This window comes from Mesorhizobium sp. M6A.T.Cr.TU.017.01.1.1 (genome assembly GCF_004023115.1).
Taxonomy (GTDB): Bacteria; Pseudomonadota; Alphaproteobacteria; order Rhizobiales; family Rhizobiaceae; genus Mesorhizobium; species Mesorhizobium mediterraneum.
Genome location: NZ_RZTA01000013.1, coordinates 10,885 through 29,115, shown reverse-complemented (window position 1 = coordinate 29,115; position 18,231 = coordinate 10,885). Strand labels below are relative to the sequence as shown.

At 61.5% G+C, this 18,231-nt stretch carries 21 protein-coding genes and 3 pseudogenes; 12 read left to right on the top strand and 12 right to left on the bottom strand.

Annotated elements, in window-relative coordinates; all coding sequences use genetic code 11:
* Positions 1 to 27: 27 nt before the first annotated feature.
* Positions 28 to 597, top strand: a complete 570-nt coding sequence (locus EOB36_RS06440) for a DUF3299 domain-containing protein (RefSeq protein WP_095486861.1) — start codon at positions 28 to 30, stop codon at positions 595 to 597.
* An 11-nt stretch (positions 598 to 608) separates the two neighbouring features.
* On the opposite strand, the gene EOB36_RS06435 is transcribed toward EOB36_RS06440, so the two are convergent.
* The 4 genes from EOB36_RS06435 to EOB36_RS06420 all read right to left on the bottom strand — a co-directional run bounded on the left by EOB36_RS06435 (position 609) and on the right by EOB36_RS06420 (position 3,131).
* A complete protein-coding gene (locus EOB36_RS06435) occupies positions 609 to 1,100 on the bottom strand; it encodes an Lrp/AsnC family transcriptional regulator (protein ID WP_006333679.1) in 492 nt (163 codons plus the stop codon).
* 119 nt (positions 1,101 to 1,219) lie between these two features.
* Positions 1,220 to 1,915, bottom strand: a complete 696-nt coding sequence (locus EOB36_RS06430) for a uracil-DNA glycosylase family protein (protein ID WP_127206637.1) — start codon at positions 1,913 to 1,915, stop codon at positions 1,220 to 1,222.
* Positions 1,855 to 2,466 carry a glutathione S-transferase gene (locus EOB36_RS06425; RefSeq protein WP_095486865.1) on the bottom strand — a complete coding sequence of 204 codons (612 nt, stop codon included), beginning with the start codon at positions 2,464 to 2,466 and terminating at the stop codon, positions 1,855 to 1,857. The genes EOB36_RS06430 and EOB36_RS06425 overlap by 61 nt, the downstream gene beginning before the upstream one ends.
* Positions 2,467 to 2,507: 41 nt before the next feature.
* Entirely contained in the window at positions 2,508 to 3,131 is a 624-nt protein-coding gene (locus EOB36_RS06420) for a thermonuclease family protein (RefSeq protein WP_095486867.1), read from the bottom strand.
* Between the two features lie 75 nt (positions 3,132 to 3,206).
* Between EOB36_RS06420 and EOB36_RS06415 the strand changes: the two genes are divergently transcribed.
* Positions 3,207 to 4,727 (top strand): HAMP domain-containing sensor histidine kinase, encoded by a 1,521-nt coding sequence (locus tag EOB36_RS06415; protein WP_128284530.1) that lies wholly within the window; start codon positions 3,207 to 3,209, stop codon positions 4,725 to 4,727.
* Positions 4,728 to 4,731: 4 nt separating this feature from the next.
* On the opposite strand, the gene EOB36_RS06410 is transcribed toward EOB36_RS06415, so the two are convergent.
* Entirely contained in the window at positions 4,732 to 5,727 is a 996-nt protein-coding gene (locus tag EOB36_RS06410; RefSeq protein ID WP_095486927.1) for a nicotinate-nucleotide--dimethylbenzimidazole phosphoribosyltransferase, read from the bottom strand.
* A gap of 161 nt (positions 5,728 to 5,888) precedes the next feature.
* Between EOB36_RS06410 and EOB36_RS06405 the strand changes: the two genes are divergently transcribed.
* Positions 5,889 to 6,122, top strand: a complete 234-nt coding sequence (locus EOB36_RS06405; RefSeq protein WP_164547208.1) for a DUF1289 domain-containing protein — start codon at positions 5,889 to 5,891, stop codon at positions 6,120 to 6,122.
* Between the two features lie 7 nt (positions 6,123 to 6,129).
* Positions 6,130 to 6,834, top strand: a complete 705-nt coding sequence (locus EOB36_RS06400) for a TIGR02281 family clan AA aspartic protease (protein ID WP_095486873.1) — start codon at positions 6,130 to 6,132, stop codon at positions 6,832 to 6,834.
* A 24-nt stretch (positions 6,835 to 6,858) separates the two neighbouring features.
* Here the strand turns inward: EOB36_RS06400 and EOB36_RS06395 are convergent, their stop codons facing one another.
* Positions 6,859 to 7,602 (bottom strand): SDR family oxidoreductase, encoded by a 744-nt coding sequence (locus tag EOB36_RS06395; protein WP_095486929.1) that lies wholly within the window; start codon positions 7,600 to 7,602, stop codon positions 6,859 to 6,861.
* A 34-nt stretch (positions 7,603 to 7,636) separates the two neighbouring features.
* Positions 7,637 to 8,482 carry an SDR family oxidoreductase gene (locus EOB36_RS06390; protein ID WP_095486875.1) on the bottom strand — a complete coding sequence of 282 codons (846 nt, stop codon included), beginning with the start codon at positions 8,480 to 8,482 and terminating at the stop codon, positions 7,637 to 7,639.
* A gap of 171 nt (positions 8,483 to 8,653) precedes the next feature.
* Between EOB36_RS06390 and EOB36_RS06385 the strand changes: the two genes are divergently transcribed.
* Positions 8,654 to 9,589, top strand: a complete 936-nt coding sequence (locus tag EOB36_RS06385) for an AraC family transcriptional regulator (RefSeq protein WP_095486877.1) — start codon at positions 8,654 to 8,656, stop codon at positions 9,587 to 9,589.
* Between the two features lie 85 nt (positions 9,590 to 9,674).
* Here the strand turns inward: EOB36_RS06385 and dusA are convergent, their stop codons facing one another.
* From dusA to EOB36_RS06360, 4 genes and pseudogenes are all read right to left on the bottom strand, one after another.
* Positions 9,675 to 10,667, bottom strand: coding sequence for a tRNA dihydrouridine(20/20a) synthase DusA (gene dusA, locus EOB36_RS06380; protein WP_095486931.1), 993 nt, complete (start codon positions 10,665 to 10,667; stop codon positions 9,675 to 9,677).
* A 261-nt stretch (positions 10,668 to 10,928) separates the two neighbouring features.
* A pseudogene (locus EOB36_RS06370) lies at positions 10,929 to 11,755 on the bottom strand (LysR substrate-binding domain-containing protein).
* Positions 11,756 to 11,838: 83 nt separating this feature from the next.
* Positions 11,839 to 12,399, bottom strand: coding sequence for a DUF1003 domain-containing protein (locus EOB36_RS06365; protein WP_095486883.1), 561 nt, complete (start codon positions 12,397 to 12,399; stop codon positions 11,839 to 11,841).
* 107 nt (positions 12,400 to 12,506) lie between these two features.
* Positions 12,507 to 12,746, bottom strand: a complete 240-nt coding sequence (locus tag EOB36_RS06360) for a PTS sugar transporter subunit IIA (RefSeq protein ID WP_095486885.1) — start codon at positions 12,744 to 12,746, stop codon at positions 12,507 to 12,509.
* A gap of 38 nt (positions 12,747 to 12,784) precedes the next feature.
* Between EOB36_RS06360 and EOB36_RS35940 the strand changes: the two are divergent.
* Positions 12,785 to 12,886, top strand: a pseudogene (locus tag EOB36_RS35940) (resolvase); the annotation flags it as partial.
* Here the strand turns inward: EOB36_RS35940 and EOB36_RS35935 are convergent.
* Positions 12,836 to 13,024, bottom strand: coding sequence for a hypothetical protein (locus EOB36_RS35935; protein WP_342587112.1), 189 nt, complete (start codon positions 13,022 to 13,024; stop codon positions 12,836 to 12,838). The pseudogene EOB36_RS35940 and the gene EOB36_RS35935 overlap by 51 nt on opposite strands.
* Here EOB36_RS35935 and EOB36_RS06355 point away from each other — a divergent pair.
* The 6 genes and pseudogenes from EOB36_RS06355 to EOB36_RS34915 form a co-directional block, all read left to right on the top strand.
* On the top strand, positions 13,017 to 13,475 hold the full coding sequence (locus EOB36_RS06355) for a recombinase family protein (RefSeq protein WP_292502941.1): 459 nt from the start codon (positions 13,017 to 13,019) through the stop codon (positions 13,473 to 13,475). The genes EOB36_RS35935 and EOB36_RS06355 overlap by 8 nt on opposite strands.
* A gap of 729 nt (positions 13,476 to 14,204) precedes the next feature.
* On the top strand, positions 14,205 to 15,101 hold the full coding sequence (locus EOB36_RS06350) for a hypothetical protein (RefSeq protein WP_245467643.1): 897 nt from the start codon (positions 14,205 to 14,207) through the stop codon (positions 15,099 to 15,101).
* Between the two features lie 199 nt (positions 15,102 to 15,300).
* Positions 15,301 to 15,804 (top strand): DUF2243 domain-containing protein, encoded by a 504-nt coding sequence (locus EOB36_RS06345; RefSeq protein WP_095486887.1) that lies wholly within the window; start codon positions 15,301 to 15,303, stop codon positions 15,802 to 15,804.
* 119 nt (positions 15,805 to 15,923) lie between these two features.
* Positions 15,924 to 17,321 (top strand): cytochrome B6, encoded by a 1,398-nt coding sequence (locus EOB36_RS06340; protein WP_128284528.1) that lies wholly within the window; start codon positions 15,924 to 15,926, stop codon positions 17,319 to 17,321.
* Between the two features lie 138 nt (positions 17,322 to 17,459).
* Positions 17,460 to 17,984: a DUF4142 domain-containing protein gene (locus EOB36_RS06335; RefSeq protein ID WP_245329959.1), complete on the top strand. Its 525-nt coding sequence runs from the start codon at positions 17,460 to 17,462 to the stop codon at positions 17,982 to 17,984.
* Positions 17,985 to 18,059: 75 nt separating this feature from the next.
* Positions 18,060 to 18,231 (top strand): annotated as a pseudogene (locus EOB36_RS34915) (serine endoprotease DegQ); the annotation flags it as partial.

Genomic DNA, 18,231 nt, shown 5'->3' with positions numbered 1-18,231 from the left:
TAACTCCTGTCAAATGGAGAGCACACGATGAGCAATCGTCTCAAATCGACAGCGGCGCTGGCGGCCGTGCTGATTTCCATCGCGGCGGGCAGCGCTTCCGCCGAAACCGCGCGTATATTCTGGAAGGATCTGCGCCCGGCGACGCAAGCGGCTGCCGAAAGTGTCGGACTGCCGATGATCGCGGCAAAAATGCCTGATCATGGCGAGACGCTGTCTCTCAATCTGCAGGACAAGACCATCCAACTGGCGGGATACGCGCTACCGGTCGATCGCGAGGGCGATCTCGTCTACCAGTTCCTGCTGGTGCCGTGGACGGGTGCGTGCAGTCACATGCCGACGCCGCCGCCCAATCAGATCGTCCTCGTCACGCCCGCGCACCCCTACAGGATGTCGGAGGCCTACCAGCCGGTTTCCGTGACCGGCGCCCTGGAGCCGGGCATGGAGAAGAGTCAGCTCTTCATCGTCGACGGTGCCAGCGTCATCCAGTCAGGCTACGCGGTGCGCAAGGCGGAGGTGGTGGACGTCGATGTGGTGCCGGATACGATCACGCAGCCGGCAAACTCACCGTGGCGTTTTCTCAACAAAAAGAAGAACTAAGCAAAAAAACCTCAAGCAGCGTTCGCGCCCGATTCCTTGTCCAGCACCATGTAGTCCAGCGGCATTTCGGTCGTGTACTTGATCTGCTCCATGGCAAACGACGACGACACGTCGCGGATCTCGATCTTGGCGATCAGGCGCTTATAGAAGGCGTCGTAAGCCGCGATATCGGGCACCACCACCCGCAAGAGATAGTCGACGTCGCCGCTCATGCGGTAGAACTCGACCACTTCCGGAAATTCCTGGATGACCTCCGAAAAGCGCCGCAGCCATTCATGGCTGTGCGAATTGGTGCGGATCGACACGAACACGGTGACGCGCACATTGACCTTTTCATGATCGAGGATGGCGACGCGCCGCTTGATGACGCCTTCCTCCTCGAGCTTCTGGATGCGCCGCCAGCAGGGCGTGGTCGACAGTCCGACTTTCTTGGCGACATCGGCGACCGCGAGCGTCGCGTCCTCCTGCAAGAGGCGGAGGATTTTTCTGTCAAGGCGGTCCATTGGGTGCTCCCACAGGGATAGACTTGGAATAGATTGGCTATAGTCCTTCTTATTTAGGCCATTCACAAGAAAGAAATTCTGTCAGATAGCGCAAAAGCGAGTGATTTCTTGCTCACGCTTCAGCCGAGGCGATAGCGGATTTCCGATCTCAGAAACGGCAGCAAATCCATTTCAAACCACGGATTGCGCTTCAGCCAGCCGGTGTTGCGCCACGACGGATGCGGCAACGGCAGCACTTTCGGGTTGCCGGGCGCATCCCAGATGGTGCGCCAATTCATCACCGTCTCCGTCAGCGAGGGCCGGCGCGCTGCGCCCAAATGCCAGGATTGCGCATAGAGGCCGATCGTCAGCACCAGGTCGACCTGCGGCATCAGTGCCATCAGCGGCGCGCGCCAGGCCGGTGCGCATTCGCGGCGCGGCGGCAGGTCGCCGCCCTTGGCATCCTGGCCGGGAAAGCAAAAACCCATCGGCACGATGGCGAACTTTGTCGTGTCGTAGAATTCTTCGCTGTTGACGCCCAGCCAATTTCGCAATCGATCGCCGGAGGCGTCGGTGAACGGCATGCCTGACACATGCACCTTGGTGCCCGGTGCCTGGCTGGCGATCAGAATGCGGGCGCTCGACGACGGCCTGAGCACCGGGCGCGGCTCATGCGGCAACGGCCGGCCGACCGGGTTTTCGACGCAGATTCGGCAGGTGCGTACGGTCGCCGCGAAGTTTTCCAGCTCGTCGTTCATTCTCGGAGAACTCATACTCAGGCGGCGACGCTCGGCCGGCTGGAGACTGCCTGATGCCAGCGCAGTACATTGCTGCACTCCTCCGGCACCTTGATACGCGCCGGCTTCATGAAGTCGACGGCAATCAACCCGGTGATGTCGGCGATCGAATAGGTTTCGCCGGCGATGAATTCACGGTTCGCCAGTTCCTCATCGAGGAATTTCAGGAATTCGATGGCTTTCGGCTTGTTGGCCTCGCCCCATTCGGGAATTTGCGGAACCTCCCATTCCTTCATCGCCGGATGGGTGTGCCGGAACGCGGCGGCGACGCAACCGAGCAGGTTGAGCTCCATGCGTCTTTGCCACATCTCGACCAGCGCCTTGCCGAGCGCACCGCGCCCGAACAAAGCCGGTTCCGGATGCAGTTCCTCGAAATAGCGGCAGATGGCGACGGATTCGGTGATGACGGTGCCGTCGTCGAGTTCGAGCACCGGCAGGCGCTGCAGCGGGTTGCGCGAACTGACCGTCTGTTCTCTGTGCTCCATCGCGCCCATATCGACAGGCACCAGCGGAACCTGAATGCCCTTTTCGGCAAGGAAGACGCGTACCCGCCGTGGATTGGGAGCGCGGCCGCCATCGAAGAGTTTCATTCCATCCTCCTGATTGATCCGACAAATTATAAGGTTGCTGCTCACCAGAAGCGAAAAATTTCTCGCAAGGCATCGCCAATCGAAGCCAGACTGCCATGCTTTCTTTCGACAACCTCGTGATCGTGACTCTCGCGCCAATCGTGCGGCTCGTCGAACGTGCCGGCCCAGATGCCAGCCTTGCCGGAACGAGCGGCGGCTTCGTCGGTTTCGAAATCGCCATAGGCAACCGCCCAGCCGGCCTCGACCTGGGCGCGGTTGAGATCTTTGCCGCCGGCCTTGCAATCGCCGAGCAGCCGGCCGTATCGATCGCGCTGCCAGCCGGTGCAGGAGACGGGTTTGCCTGATATCAGCCTCACCAGCGACTGCCGTGCCAGCTTGCCGCAGGCATAGTCGATACCGTCCTTACGGCAGATTTGCGAATATTCCGGCGCGTCAATGCCACGCATGCGGATGCGCTCGGTACCGAGCGTGATCGTATCGCCGTCATTGACGACGGCGGCACCCTCCGTCTTGCGCGTCTCGATCCGGTCAAGGCGCGCTGCCAGAAGGATCAGCAGACCGAGGACGATGACGGCCAGTGCGTAGTCCCCCAGCCGGCGCCACAGGCTTCGCGGCCGCGGCGGCACGTATCGCTGTCGCGGTCGCCACGACCACGAACGGCTCATATGGCAAACCGTTGGTTAATCATTCGAACGTAGCTTAACAATTTGAAACCGCTGCCCGCATAAATTGAAGTCTCCATGCCCTCGCAACGCTCGACCACAGCGGACAAGTTTATTGTGGACCGCAGGAAACCCCATCGCAACAGCGATGTGGCGCGCGCGGTGCGCAAGACGCGCGACCGTCTTTCGCAGCAGGTCGGAAATCTTGATTTCGACCGCGAGCTCTTAAAACTCCACGCCCGTGCGATGATAGGCAGCGCGACCATCGTTCCGATTCTCGTCCTGGCGACCGCCGCGACGGGTCTGTTTGCTGGAGTGGGTAACGAAATTGGCGTTTGGGCGCTTTTTACACTCATCTGCTACACCATCGTAGTATTCATGGCGAGGCGCATCGATCAAACGGAAGCTGCCGAACTCAACCCGCTGCAGACGCACAGCGATTTCCTGGTAGGCCACTTCCTTTGCGGCCTGGGCTGGGCTTGGTTCGCCTGGCTCGGTTGCGACGCTTGCCAGGTCGATCAGTTCCAGTTGACTAAGGCGGTAGTGCTGCTGCTCGCCATGGCGGCGACCGCGATCATCGCGTCATCGCTGCGCGGTGCGCTGCTGTCGACCTTTGCCGTTCCGGTCGCGGTCTATGCCTGTGCCAGTACGAGGCAGTGGATTCCGGTCGAGCTGATCATGGCCGGTTTGCTGATCGTCTCGCTGCCCTTCTTCGTCTATACGGCGCGCCAACTCAATCGCTCGTCCTTGATGTTGCTCTCGTTCCGCTCCGAAAAGGACGCGCTTATCGCCGAACTGGACACGGCGAAATCGATGTCGGACGAAGCGCGACGACGGGCTGAAGACGCCAATCTGGCAAAGTCGCGGTTTTTGGCCTCGATGAGCCACGAGCTGCGGACGCCGCTCAACGCCATTCTCGGTTTCTCCGAGGTAATGGCGAACGAAGTGCTCGGACCGATGAGCAACCCGACCTATCGCGACTATGCTCGTGACGTCCACGACTCTGGCCAGCATCTGCTCGATCTGATCAACGAAATCCTTGACCTCTCGCGCATCGAGGCGGGCCGCTACCAGCTCAACGAGGAGCCGATGATGCTGCTCTCCGTCGTCGAGGATTGCTGTCACATGATGGAGCTGAAGGCGCGCAATAAGGACATCCGTATCGTCCAGGATTTCGAAAGCGCCTTGCCGCGCCTGTTCGCCGACGAACGCGCGGTGCGACAGATCGCGCTCAATCTTTTGTCGAACGCCATCAAGTTCACCGGGACTGGCGGCGAAATCCGCGTGCGCGTCGGCTGGACGGCGGGCGGCGGCCAATACCTCTCCGTTAGGGATAATGGGCCTGGTATACCGGCAGACGAGATTCCGGTCGTGCTGTCCGCCTTCGGCCAGGGCTCGATCGCCATCAAGAGCGCCGAACAAGGCACCGGGCTCGGCCTGCCGATCGTCCAGAGCCTGCTCGCATTGCATGGCGGCGAGTTCGAACTCCATTCCAAACTGCGTGAAGGCACCGAGGCCATCGCCATCTTCCCGCTGAGCCGGGTAATGGAGGAATTGCCTGCACTGCCGACCAAGGCGGTTGCCGCCCGGCGGCGCTAGTCGCCTAACGAACCGCCGCCGCCATGCCCGAACTGGTGAGCGCGGCTGCCTTGACCAGACCCGCGGCAAGGGCCGCCCCTGCCCCCTCGCCGTGGCTCACGCCGAGATCAAGCAGCGGGCGCAGGTCGAGCCGTCCGGCGGCCCGAGCGTGCGTAGGCTCTGGCGACAGACTGGCAAGCAGGCAATGGTCGAGCGCGGCGGGGTTGGCAGCATGCAGTGTCGCGGCGGCGGCTGTCGCCGCCAGTCCATCGAGCAGCACCGGGATCTTCTGCATCCGGGCGGCGAGGATGGCGCCGGCGATCGCCGCGAATTCGCGGCCGCCAACCCGGCGCAACGCTTCGAGCGGGTCCCTGAGACTTGTGCCGTGGAGGACTAGCGCCGCATCGACCACCTCGGCCTTGCGCGCCTGCATCGCCGCATCGGCACCCGATCCGGATCCGACCCAATCGGCACCCTTGCCGCCGAACAGTGCCGCAAACAAAGCCGCTGCTATAGTGGAATTGCCGACGCCGAGGTCGCCAAGGCAAAGCAGATCGGTGCCGCCGGCGACTGCCTCCATGCCGAAGGCCATGGTGGCGGCGCAGCCGCGCTCGTCAAGTGCTGCATCCTCGGTGATGTCGGCGGTCGGAATGTGCAGCGCAAGATCGAACACTTTCAGCCCCAGATCGTTGGCAATGCATATCTGGTTGACCGCAGCACCGCCCGCCGCGCAAAGCTCGACCGCGTTCGCCGTAGCAGCGACAGGCCGCGGCGAAATGCCGTGCCGGGCGACGCCATGATTGCCGGCGAAGATCGCCACCAACGGCCTGTTCACCGCCGGCGGCGCACGGCCGCTCCAGGCGGCGAGCCACGCGGCGATGTCCTCGACGCGGCCGAGCGAATCTTTGGGTTTGTCGGCCTTGGCAAACAACGCACGGACACGGGCTTCGGCCGCCGCGTCGGCCGGCGGCAGGGTCGCCAGAAGATTGCGAAAATCGTCGAAGGGCAGCGCGCTGGTCATGTCGTTGGTGATCATTCCCTGGAGTTGGTGAGCGGCATAGCCGCCTTGCTTCGTAGGCACAACTGCCAGCATTGACGCGAAAGCGGTTGCCGGCGGCGCATTCCGGAGGGCTTGCATTGGCCTTGCCGTTACACCATGTGGAAGCGAGACAAGAGAATATCATGACGGCCATCGAATCCCCATGCATCCTGGTCTGTTCGATCGATATGAAAACCGGCTTCTGCTTCGGGTGCGGCCGCACGCGCGAGGAAATCGGCGCCTGGATCGAGATGACCCCTGAAGTCCGCCGCAGCGTCATGGCCGAGCTGCCGGCCCGACTGGAGATGGTTGAACGCAGACCGCGTCGGGAAACGCGCCGCACCCGCCTCGCGCGCGAACGCGACGCCCTCTCGTGAGCCATATATGAACCGGTTTTTCTGGACTTTGATGATCGTGATCGGGGCCGGCGTGGTCCTGCTCATGCTCAACGATTCCGCCGGCAGCACGTTCGGCGTCGAGAATTACGATTTCAGCCGGCTGATCTGGCTTGGCGCATTGGTCGCGCTCATCGGCGCCGGCCTGCTCAGATCAGGCAGGCCCTTGGGCGCCATGGCCCGCAATCTCGGCACCTGGGTCGTCATCGTGCTCGCATTGATCGCCGGCTATCAGTACCGTTATGAGTTGCAGGATGTCGCCAGCCGGGTAACGGCCGGCCTTGTTCCCGGCAGTCCACTGGCATTGGGGTTGGAAGACGGCCACGCCACCGTGACCCTGGACAAGGCCGGCAATGGCCATTTCGAAGCGCGCATCATGATCAACGGCACGCCGGTCCGGGCCGTGGTCGATACCGGCGCAACCAGCACCGTGCTGACCGCGCAGGACGCGCAAGCGGCTGGGTTCAATCCAGCCGTTCTCAATTTCACCATACCGGTTTCTACCGCCAATGGCATGGCGCGCGCCGCCGCCGTGAGAACCGACGAATTGGCGATCGGCGGGATCGTGCGCAAGGACATGTCGGTCATGATTGCCGCGCCCGGCATGCTCGGCCAGAGCCTGCTCGGCATGAATTTCATCAGCTCGCTGTCCGGTTTTGACGTGCGCGGCGACCGCATGATCTTGCGCGATTGAACAGTCAGGCTGCTTCGGCGCCGCTCAGTGAGTGTTGAGCATCTCGACTGCCTGATCAAACCGGCCTTCCCGTTCCGCCCAGCGCAGGAAGCCTACTCGCTCCACCAGGATCTCTTTCGGCGTCGGCTGCCGACTGAGCAACGCCATCGCCTCGTCAATGAACGCATCGAGCGGCATATACTCCTCGCGGGTCGACTGGCCGGGCGTCAGTTCAGTGCGAACCGCGGGCGGCGCAAGCTCGATCACTTCGACCTTGCCCTTGAGTTGCTCGCGCAACGACACCGTATAGGAATGGATCGCCGCTTTGGTGGCATTGTAGGTCGGCGTGCCACTCAGCGGCACAAAGGCCAGGCCTGACGAGACGTTGACGATCACGGCATTTTGCCGGGCCGCCAGGTGGTCGATTAGCGCGTTGATGAGCCGGATCGGCCCGAACAAGTTGGTGACGATCGTCTCCTCCGCGTCGCGCAGATCGCGGGTCCTGGTCAGATCTTCGCGGCGCATGATACCGGCATTGTTGATGAGCATGTTGAGTGCCGGGTGTTCGGCGACTACGCGCTTGGCAAATGCTGTGATTGCTTCCGAATCTTCGACATCGCCGACCATCGCGTGCATGCCTTCACGCCCGGCAATCGTCCGCTCGAGCGCCTCCTCGCGCCGTCCGGCGACGATCACAGTGTTTCCAAGCGCATTGAAGCGCAGCGCCAGTTCCCTCCCAATACCGGATCCGCCGCCGGTGATGAGGATCGTGTTTCCCGTCGTTTTCATCGTTCTGTGCTCCATGTATTCCAGCTGCTCGGGATCAAACGACGCCACCGTTTGCAAATACCGTCTGTCCGTTGATCCAGGCGCCGTCCCCGCTGCAGAGCGCCGCGATCGCATCGGCAATGTCGGAAGGCTCGCCTAGCCGCTTGTGTGGCGTGCGAGCGGCGAAGCCGGCGATCTGCTCGGGGGTCTTGCCGTCGGTGAAGAGGGTTGTGTTCACAAGGCCTGGTGCCATGGCGTTCACCGAGATCATGCGGCCTTCAAGTTCCTTGGCGAGTATGTTCGCGTAGAGTTCCTGCGCGGCCTTGGTGGCGGCGTAAGCTCCGTAGGTCGGGCTGCGCAGCTGAGTGATGCTCGAGGACAGCGCGATGATCCGGCCGCCGTCGCGCACGCGCCGCGCCGCCTCGCGCAGCACGTAGAAACTGCCCTTCTGGTTGACGTCGACCATCCGGCTGAAATCGGCGTCGGTCATGTCGCGGAAAGGCGCAAGCCGCATGATGCCGGCATTGCTCACGACAACGTCGACGCCGCCGAACGCGCGCTCGTTTTCCTCGAACAGGCGTTGCACTGCACTGGGATCGCTGACGTCGGCCTGCACCCAGATGGCGCGCCCGCCAGTTGCCTCGATCTCCCGGACTACGCCGGCCGCGAGATCGCGGTTCTTTTCGCAATTCACGGTGACGGCATAGCCGTCACGAGCGAGGCGCCTGGCCGTCGCTGCGCCGATGCCCCGGGAAGAGCCGGTCACCAGGGCGACCTTGCCGCGCGATGCCGGCGCCTGACCGGTCGTTTGCGCGCGGGCGGCCCCGACCGCGAGTGCTACTGGAGCCATGGCGACCACCGCCAGCACGGCTCGTCTCGGCACCTCGTTCTGTCCAGACATTGGGAGTTCCTTTCCTTGTAGCGAACTTGCTTTTGTCGGGACGTTACATACCGCGCGGGCCGGCCAGGAGCTTGCCAACCCATGCGCAAAACTTGCTCGATTCTGCAGCCCACGTGACGTTTGCGCGCGCGGTATGCTAGGTATCGAGCCACGCTACAGGAGAGAGATCACATGGACTCGCTCAAACAGGCCGCTCAGGCTTATGCCAGTCGACATGCCAACAGCGATGGCTTGGCGGTGACGCCTGTGCCGGGTCTCAAGATGATGTACATCGAGTCCCCTTCCGGCGATCTTCATTCAGTCTATCGACCCCTGGTGTGCCTGGTCCTACAGGGCGCCAAGCGCATGACCGTGGGAAGAGAGCAGCAGGTCTTCTCCGCCGGGCAGTCTGTGATCGTGAGCGCGGACATGCCGGTCGTCGGGCGGATCGTGCAGGCGAGCCGGAGCGAACCCTATCTGGCCGTAGCGGTCGAGCTCGAGATGACGATCCTGCGCGAGCTGACGGCGCAACTGGGCAGCGTCCGCCCGCTACGCCCGTCCGAGACACGCACCTTGTTCGCCGAAGACACCGAAGCCGCGGCGCTGGACTGCGCATCGCGGCTGATGAGGCTGCTGGACCGGCCCGATGCGATACCGCTCCTGCGCGACGGAATCATGCATGAGCTGCACTATTGGCTTCTGTCGGGGCCGCACGGCGTCGCCTTGCGGGCACTTGCGGATCCAGAAAGCCACGCGAGCCGCCTCGCCGCGGCCATCGCGATCCTGAGAGCGGAGTACCGATCGCGCGTGTCCGCCGAACGCCTGGCGGCGGCAGCGGCAATGAGCCTCACCGCCTTCCATAAGCATTTCAAACAGATGACATCGCTGACACCGGGACAGTACCAGAAGCGGCTTCGCCTGGTCGAAGCGCGCCGCCTCATGCTGGATGAAGGCCTCTCGGCAAGCAGCTCTGGGTTCGAGGTGGGCTACGAGAGCGTTTCACAATTCACGCGCGACTATGCCCGACTGTTCAAAGCGCCGCCGAAGCGCGACGCCCTTCGCGTCCGGAGCGCAGCACGCGGGATCAGAGAAGAAATGCCGGACGGCGAGCGGGCGCGCGCTGCTTAGCCCGACTTGCCTCAGCTATCGACGGTCCTCTGGATTGCTGAACGGACTGCGTAGACGCGCCGCATGATCTTTCGCGACTGAACAGTCAGGCTGCTTCCGCATCCGCCCTGCCGAAATCGACTGCAGCGAAAGCCGCCTTCAGAACATCCGGTCCAGCGCCGGGCCTTGTCGCGTCAGTGGAAAGGATCTGCCGGTAGCGGCGCGCGCCCGGCAGGCCGTGGAACACCCCGACCATATGACGGGTGACATGACCAAGCCGCCCGCCCCGCTCGATATGGTGCGCCGCATAATCCGCCATGGCGTCGATCAGCGCGACAAAATCGAGCGCGTCGGGTTTGTCGCCGTAAAACGCGGCGTCGACGCCTGCCAGAATGCCCGGCGTGTGATACGCGGTGCGGCCGAGCATAGCGCCGTCGACGTGATCAATGTGGTCGAGCGCTTCTTCAAGAGATTGAATACCGCCATTGATGCCAATGAATTTGTTTTGTTTTCTGGCTTTCAGCCGATAGACCCTGCTGTAGTCGAGCGGCGGGACGTCGCGGTTTTCCTTCGGGCTCAGCCCTTCCAGCCACGCTTTCCGGGCATGCACCCACAGCGCGTCGGCGCCGGCCGCGAAAACGCCGTCCGCCAGCGCGTCGAGCGCCGGCTCAGGATCCTGCTCGTCGACGCCGATCCGGCATTTGACTGTGACGGGGATACTGACGGAAACCTTCATCGCCGCAATGCAGTCAGCGACAAGAACTGGTGCCTTCATCAGGCAGGCACCGAACGTGCCCGACTGGACGCGATCGGACGGGCAGCCGACATTGAGATTGATCTCGTCATAGCCGAAGGCTTCGCCGATGCGCGCCGCCTCGGCAAGCTTCTGCGGATCGGAGCCGCCGAGCTGCAACGCGACTGGATGCTCGGTATCGTCGAAGCCGAGTAAGCGCTCGCGCGCGCCCTGGATGACCGCGTCGGCCACGACCATCTCGGTGTAAAGCAGCGCCCGGCGTGTCAACTGACGATGAAAGAACCGGCAGTGCCGGTCCGTCCAATCCATCATAGGCGCGATGACGAATTTCCTATATTTTTCAATCATTTATCCACAGTTTCCAAACCACACTGAGATTGGACAGACTGACATTGCCGGCCTATATGATATGTGACTCATTTCATTCTATTTTTCAAAGCGTAACCATCAATGTCACTCAACACCGCTTTTCTGCCCATGGCACGATCTGCGAGAAAGTTTAGCACGTATAATACGGATCGGACTGGCCCAGGGAGATCGATCCGTCCCATCTGATATTGGACAGATCTTCGCGCCTGCCTCGCTTCTCGGCACCGACTCTTTGCCTTACTCTTCGGTCGATAGCACATTGCGCGCGGCATAGAGTTCCGCCATGACATCGGTAATCAGAGCCGAGTTGATGCCGTCTGGCGGCCGCAGGATCAACTCTCGGAAATGGACCGCCGGCTCGAACGGTATCGCGATAATGCCAGCGATCATGCGGTCGGTGATAACGGACGGATTGACCAGGCCGATTCCCATGCCTTTTGCAGCAAGAATTGCGATCGTCAGGCCATAGGGGGTCTCGATCAGGATGCGCGGGCGCACGCCCTGCGCGGCGAAAACTTTGTCCATCGCAACCGCACCGTGTCCTCCGGTGACAATGCCAGGAACGCCTCGTCGGCGAGATCGGTTGGCGTGATCACCGCCTTCTCCGCCAGTCGATGGTTCTTCGGCATCACGCAAACCGCGCGCGGCGTGTTGAAGACGCTGTGGAGTACACCGCTCGTGTCCACCTCGTCAGCGGCGAGCCCGATGTCGAAACTGCCTGATGCCACCAGATCGCGCACCACATTGGAGGTGCGCACCTGATAGCTGATGCGCACCTGCGGATGCTTGCGCGAAAAAGCCACGATGGCGCGCGGCACTAGCCCATGCCCCAGTGCCGACAGGCTGGCCACACGGATCGTCCCCGTGGCCACTTCCTTGATCTGGGCCGCGCGCAGCTTCAGCCGGTCGAGACCGACCAGCTTAGCCTTCACTTCTACATGGAAAAGTTCGCCTGCGCGGGTGGCTACCAGCCGCACTGCGAAGGGTCGGGAAGACAAGGCCAATGCATGCCAGGCCGCGAGTGTGGCATCTGGCGAGGCAGGCTGATGGCCCGCCCCAGCCATCAGCCCCATGCTTTCGAAGTTCGACCGAAGGGAAATCAAAACAACCGAATTTCGAAATCACGACACTAGGGCGTTGTGTCGATTCAGCGCTGGTCTAGCTTCTCCGCAGCCTCCCGCTGCTTCGATTCGATCTCGTCCAGCACTGCTTCTGGCGCAATGTCCCTCTTAATCTCGCCGACTTCTACATCGCTTAAGGCTGGTTTTGCATTCAACCGATCCGCTATCGAATCCACAAGTTCAGTAAGCTTTGTGAGTTCATGCTCCGTCAGCAGGCTCACCTGAAGGTCCAGATCCGCCCGTTTGTCTGCGGCAGCTGACATCCGGTTTTGGCTGATCAGTACAAAGGTCGAGAGGAATATGGCTTCGACGGAAGCTACCATAGCCAATATCACGAATGTCGGATCAAAGGGCGGAGTGATCGGTATCCAGCCCAAGTTCGAGACGATCCAGCCGCCATACACGGCCAAGTGAAGGTACACGAAACGCATACTGCCCGTAAAAGAAGTAATCGCCTGAGCGATTTTCTCTTCCAAAGTTGCATCGCTTGCTTCCTTCGCCCGGCGCTCCTCAATCGCTTTGATATTGCGTTTCAGTGCTTGGCTGAGTTCAGTGGGAGGTGGCGGAGGCAACGTTGGAGAATCCATGGAACACCCGTTGGATAGCTAGCGGTCCTGTCACTCTGGGCAACGTACAAATCATGGGTGTTCGACTTTGTTCCCGACTAGAGCCGTCTAATCATTGGCTCCGCTATTTACCGGGGCCATTTCGGGGTCTTGAGGCTTGGCGCCGCCGGAGCGGCGATCCCGTCCAGGCGGGCATGCGGTATCCCGATGCCAACGCCAACAGCGGTCGGCCGGAGCCGTTCGCGACGAAGGAAAGCGGCCAACACCGCGCCGTGGCTCCTGCCGACCTTCTCCGATAGTCGGGCGGCCATGCCGCTCAGGGCCGTGCGTTTCCGGTCAGCTTGGTCCTGGCCTTGAGCAAACTGCAAACGGTGGTTTGCAGTTTGAACACCCCGGAAACAGCAGCATGACGAGCGCGGTCGCCTACTATCGGGTCTCTACACAGCGGCAAGGACGTTCAGGCTTGGGCATCGAGGCCCAGCGTGCCGCGGTCGCGCGCTTCGCTGATGCCGAGGACATCGTGGTCATCCAGGAGTTCACCGAGGTCGAAACTGGCAAGGGCTCGGACGCCCTGGATCGCCCGCCCGCAACTTGCAGCCGCCCTCGCCTTTGCCCGCCAGACAAAATGCCCGCGGGTCGTGGCCAAGCTCGATCGTCTCTCTCGAGATGTCGCCTTCATCGCCGGACTGATGGTGCAACGGATGCCGTTCATCGTTGCCGAACTCGGCGCCGACGCCGATCCATTCATGCTTCACCTGTATGCGGCGCTGGCCGAGAAGGAGCGTCGATTGATCTCTGAGCGCACCAAAGCCGCCCTCGCCTCACGCAAGACCACTGGGCTAAAACTCGGTAATCCGACCAACACCGCAGAAGCTGCAGCCAGAGGCCGTAAAATCTCGATCCGGGAAGCTGACAGATTTGCCCAGACCGTGCTGCCCATCATCGCCTCCATCCAACGGTCCGGCATCACCAGCCCGCGTGGCCTAGCCATCGCTCTAAATAACCGCGGCGTTCGAACAGCGCGCAATGGCCAATGGCAGGTCTCTAACGCGAGTAACATTTTGGGACGGCAAGCTTCTGCGAACTTCCTTTTATAGGCGGGAACTTGCGGACCAGCATGTCCCCATCGAAGCAGCAGGCCTGCAGCCGCGTAGGATGTGGCTGCACGGTTCTCGTTCCAGGGCTACGGCAACTCCGAAGTACTGCTTCGGAATTTCAAGTAGCCCGGCGACTTCTGCTCAAGCCAAGAAAAGAAATCGGAAAATCTTGGGTTCTCTGGTTTGAGGAAGCCCGCGCTCTTCAGCCCATTTTGTGCAAAAGTAGCGAACACCCTGTTCTGCTTCTTCCCTGGTCACGACAGGTGATCACACAAAGGCAAGTCTTCTTTTCCGACACAAAAGCGAGGCGCCGACAATGTTGGTGCGTCCAAATGGTAGCGTGTTACAGCCATCCGCGTCGCCACTCCCCGCCGATTAATTTGAGACGACAACTGAGATCGACAACCCGCGGAGCTTTACAGCCAAAAGGAAAGCCGGCGGCCCATCTTTCAATGAGCATTGCCTGAACCCGCCGACCTGCGGATTGCCAGTGGCCCCGCGATTCGCAGTTTTGTCGGAACGAAGGCGTGCCGTCTAGCAATGTAGGCGTGTACAGTTCCAGGTGCGGGAGTTTTCGAGACTTTTGCCTTAACTCCGTCGAAGGCAGGTAAATGAATGCTTGCCCGCTACCGGGCGACAGCTCGGCCACTCGCGTTTGTGACTCGCGAGTGAACCATTAGGCCCGGCGGGGCGTTTCTCTGCGAATCCAATACTATTGACGGCACGACCGTGGAGGAATCCAAGCCTCAGCCTGCGCTGCAGAAACAAGACACGCCCGGTGCCTTGGCGAATTTTCCTTATGACCGAATACTTGTCGAACGATTTCGGGAGGCATTTCCGCGAGCGAGGTGGAGCGACGAGCGCAGGAGCTGGTTTGTACCAGGCAAGACGGCAGCCCGTCGGGTCGACCGTTGGCTGGCGCGTGAGGCCGAGTTGCTGGCGGCCCACGCCGACAGCAAGGGACGTGACGCCTATGCGTTCGACCCGATCTCCAGTCCCTATCTCGATGTTGCCGACGATCTGCGCATTCGGACGCCATATTCGAGGACCGCCCTTCGGGAACTACATGGCATTCCCTGGGCAAGTTGGGACGATGAACTGCGGGCATGGCGCGTGCCGTTTCGGTCCTATGAGGAACTGCGGCGGCGGTGGTCGGCAATCGAAGAGGCTGCCCGACGTAACGAGCCCGAGGAAAGGAAGCGGCGACGCGAGGCTGAGAGGGACTCGGAAGCTCAAAGAACCACGCGGTTGCGATATGCTGAACGCCGCCGCCACCGCTATCCGTTGCCAGCTGAAGACTTGCCTCCGACGGGCCGCCCCGTCGCAACAGAGCAGTACGGTGTTGTCGTCTTTACCGATGTGTCAGGTGAAGTCGTCGAACCGCCAGGATTGGCCGCCTTCTATCCACATGCGATGCGGGCAGACTTCGACTACGTGTGGGGAACGTGGCGCTCGGCGACGCTGACGGAACTCATCAAAACATGGCCCGCTCGTGATGAAGCTGGACCGATGGAGCATTCCCGAGGCTGGTGGCAACCAACGCTTGCCGAACTTAGAGTCGCTCGTCGAAATGCGCGCATGATCGAGCGTCGAAGGCGAAACCGCGATCTCGGTCGAGTGTCATAAAACTCGGAACAGCGGCCCGATCGGCCCGCTCTCTCCGCCAGAGGCGCAGCCTTTCATCTGTTCGAATGGATGTTGTCATCGCCAGCGCTTCCGCTGCCTAAACATCCGATTCTTGCGACCTTAGCTGCGCGCGAATCCACCCGCAGGGTAGAGGAACACATGGCTTGGCCCGAAGTTAGGTTGCCCGAGGAGAAAAAGGATGGCGACGATGGCTTCGCAGCATCGCCGATTTCCGACGTCGGCAGGTATTCTGCTCGGGCTTGGCTTAGGCGGATTCTTTGATGGAATCGTGCTGCATCAGTTGCTTCAGTGGCACCATATAGCGACCAGCGCCGGCTATCCCGACGACAGTGTTGAGAACCTTCGGTTCAACACGCTTCTCGACGGACTGTTCCACGCCGGCACATACGTGTTCGTCGTGCTTGGTCTGATCGTGCTCTGGCGCACCGCGCACAAATCTCATCTCTGGTGGTCGGGAAAGATGTTGCTTGGGACGATGCTCATGGGCTTCGGCATGTTCAACCTGGTCGAGGGGGTAATCGATCACCAGCTTCTCGGCATCCACCATGTCAACGAAACCGTCCCGCAGGACCAGTGGATCTATTGGGACATCGGGTTCCTGATTTGGGGTGCACTGATGCTGATTGGCGGCTTGGCGCTGGCAAGGCGGGGCAAACGGGAGTCGCCAGGCGAGCCTCGCTAGTCCGGCGCCCGGCATTGTCCGCAAGCATCGCGCAACTGCTCGATCCCTGTTTCCTCGCTCGCTGTGGGAACAAATCACGGACAGCGCGGTTCGGGGCGCTTCAGCCATGGAGGGACAAAATGCGCAGAGTGGTGAATGCAGGCATTCCGTGCGCTCTAATCGTTGCGGCCGCCAGCCTCAGCGCACTATCGGATCCACTGCCGCCCGATACAACCTACCGACCATTGCCCGCCCGTCCATTCTCCGCCGTCAAGGCCGACGACGAAGCGCAGAAGCCGCGCGTCATGGCGCGCCAGAGGGCTTTGCTGGAGGAGCGATACGACCTGTCGGATCGCGCGATGCCGGGTACAATGATGTCGGGCGGGATAAAACCTGTCCAGGACGGCGTCCGGGTCAAGCTGGCGAAGGACCAGACCTGGCAGGGCCTGGCGGAGATGAGCCCTGGCGAGATACGTGACCGCAACCTGCTGCCCATCGGTCTTCTGCCGCTGCCCCATGTCAAACAGGCAACCGGAGGACAGGTTTTCCCGGAAGAAGAAATTCGTGAGATCGGCCGGCAGGAGGGGCGCGATCTGAGACGCTTCGATGTCGATTTCGATCTTCCCGATCACCTCACGCCAGAGTTCCCGTCACCGATATTCCTGACCACCCATCCGGAACTGGGCGACGTGTCCCGCGGCGAGCTGCTGACGATCCGCAACTACTACGAAATCATGAACGGCATCATCACGCCGGTTCAGATGGAGGGGCTGCGGCTTCTCCTGACGCCGTTCCCACAGGAGGAATTCAATCAGACCGAGGACCGCAAGGTGGCGGCGCAGAGCCTGGGCGTAACCTGCCTCGATTGCCATGCCAACTTCAACACCAATGCTGCCTTTCATCTGACGCCCGATGTCAGGCCGCAGGCCGCGCGCTTCCGTCTTGACACCACCAGCCTGCGCGGTCTGTTCAACCAGCAGATCCATGGGTCGAAACGGTCGCTGCGCTCGGTCGAGGATTTTACCGAATTCGAGCAGCGCACCGCATACTTCAACGGCGACCATGTCAGCGCGACCAGGAAAGGCGTCCACCTGCCCGATCGTACAAACCAGGTGGCGATGATGGCGCAGATGCAGAACATCATCGATTTTCCGCCGGCGCCGAAGCTCGACCCGTTCGGCCGGCTCGATCCCGCTTTGGCCAGCGGGCAGGAACTGGCGGGTGAGCGCGTGTTCATGGGCAAGGGCCGCTGCGCGCAATGCCATGTCCCGCAAACGTCGTTCATGGACAACAACATGCACGATCTGAAGCTGGAGCGCTTCTATAAGCCGGGGCAGACCTTCAACGACATGGTGGAATTGCCGGACGGACCGATCAAGCCGTTTACGCTGCGCGGCATAAAGGACACGCCGCCCTATTTGCATGACGGCCGTCTGATGACACTCGCCGATACGGTGGAGTTCTTCAACCTGGTGCTCGGCACCAAGCTCACCCAAGACGAGAAGAATGACCTCGTTGCCTACATGCTCGCGCTTTGACACAGGCCGACCGGCCCAGGCACATCTTCGATGGAGGTTCTCATGCGTGTTTTTGCAACTGCTTTGGGATTGGCAGTGTTTCCAGCATCGGCTCTCTCGGTATCGCCCCTTTTGGCCCAGATCGGAAACCCAGCCGGCATGGCCCCGGATACCCAGATGAAGGCGCCGGGACAGCCGGCGCCTCATCAGACCAATTATCAGGACCGGCTGTTCACGCAGCTCGCCGCCGCCGGCGGCGCAGCCGAGGTCGAATTCGGCAAGCTCGCGAAAAAGTCCGGCAACTCTGCCGTCACGGCATTTGCCGGCCGCATGGTCGACGACCACTCGGCGGCGAACGCGAGACTGAAATCGCTCGCCGAAACCAATAAGATCCCGCTGCCGGAAGGGCTCGACGAGGAGCACGAGCGGAAACGGACCGAGCTTGAAAAGCTCGACGGGGCGAAATTCGATCTTGCCTATATCAGTGGGCAGATCACCGATCACCAGAAGACGGTGCAGCTGCTTGAATGGGAAATAGGTTCGGGACAGGACGCCGACCTTCAGCATTTCGCCTCGGAGACTTTGCCGACAGTGCTCGAGCATCTGCAATTGGCACGCGACATCAAGGCGGATCTGGCAAGCCAAGCGATCGCCGGCGCCACCTCGGCGCCGACCAAGAAGTAGCCCGCGGGCCGGCAACATCGAGCTGTTTCCTGCATTGTTTCTCGGCCAGTCTCGTCGCGTTTTCTCGCGGTAACCCTGGTCACCGCCGATGTCCGCCTTCTCGGCATCAACACTGCATCATCGCGCCGGCCGGCGGCAGTGTCGGCATCGGCTTGGCGGTGCCGATTGCAATGGGGGCGCGGGTGATGAAGCAAACCATTGAGTATGGCGAGGGGGGCCGAGGACGGATCGGGGCCGCCCTTCAGAA

Excerpts from the sequence above, each read along its gene's own strand:
- EOB36_RS06415 (WP_128284530.1), top strand. The coding sequence starts at position 3,207 with ATGCCCTCGCAACGCTCGACCACAGCGGACAAGTTTATTGTGGACCGC.
- EOB36_RS06385 (WP_095486877.1), top strand. The coding sequence starts at position 8,654 with ATGGACTCGCTCAAACAGGCCGCTCAGGCTTATGCCAGTCGACATGCC.
- EOB36_RS06340 (WP_128284528.1), top strand. The coding sequence starts at position 15,924 with ATGCGCAGAGTGGTGAATGCAGGCATTCCGTGCGCTCTAATCGTTGCG.
- EOB36_RS06425 (WP_095486865.1), bottom strand. The coding sequence starts at position 2,466 with ATGAAACTCTTCGATGGCGGCCGCGCTCCCAATCCACGGCGGGTACGC.
- EOB36_RS06390 (WP_095486875.1), bottom strand. The coding sequence starts at position 8,482 with ATGTCTGGACAGAACGAGGTGCCGAGACGAGCCGTGCTGGCGGTGGTC.
- EOB36_RS06410 (WP_095486927.1), bottom strand. The coding sequence starts at position 5,727 with ATGACCAGCGCGCTGCCCTTCGACGATTTTCGCAATCTTCTGGCGACC.
- EOB36_RS06435 (WP_006333679.1), bottom strand. The coding sequence starts at position 1,100 with ATGGACCGCCTTGACAGAAAAATCCTCCGCCTCTTGCAGGAGGACGCG.
- EOB36_RS06345 (WP_095486887.1), top strand. The coding sequence starts at position 15,301 with ATGGCGACGATGGCTTCGCAGCATCGCCGATTTCCGACGTCGGCAGGT.
- EOB36_RS06440 (WP_095486861.1), top strand. The coding sequence starts at position 28 with ATGAGCAATCGTCTCAAATCGACAGCGGCGCTGGCGGCCGTGCTGATT.
- EOB36_RS06395 (WP_095486929.1), bottom strand. The coding sequence starts at position 7,602 with ATGAAAACGACGGGAAACACGATCCTCATCACCGGCGGCGGATCCGGT.
- EOB36_RS06420 (WP_095486867.1), bottom strand. The coding sequence starts at position 3,131 with ATGAGCCGTTCGTGGTCGTGGCGACCGCGACAGCGATACGTGCCGCCG.
- EOB36_RS06365 (WP_095486883.1), bottom strand. The coding sequence starts at position 12,399 with ATGGATTCTCCAACGTTGCCTCCGCCACCTCCCACTGAACTCAGCCAA.
- EOB36_RS06405 (WP_164547208.1), top strand. The coding sequence starts at position 5,889 with ATGACGGCCATCGAATCCCCATGCATCCTGGTCTGTTCGATCGATATG.
- EOB36_RS06400 (WP_095486873.1), top strand. The coding sequence starts at position 6,130 with ATGAACCGGTTTTTCTGGACTTTGATGATCGTGATCGGGGCCGGCGTG.
- EOB36_RS06335 (WP_245329959.1), top strand. The coding sequence starts at position 17,460 with ATGGCCCCGGATACCCAGATGAAGGCGCCGGGACAGCCGGCGCCTCAT.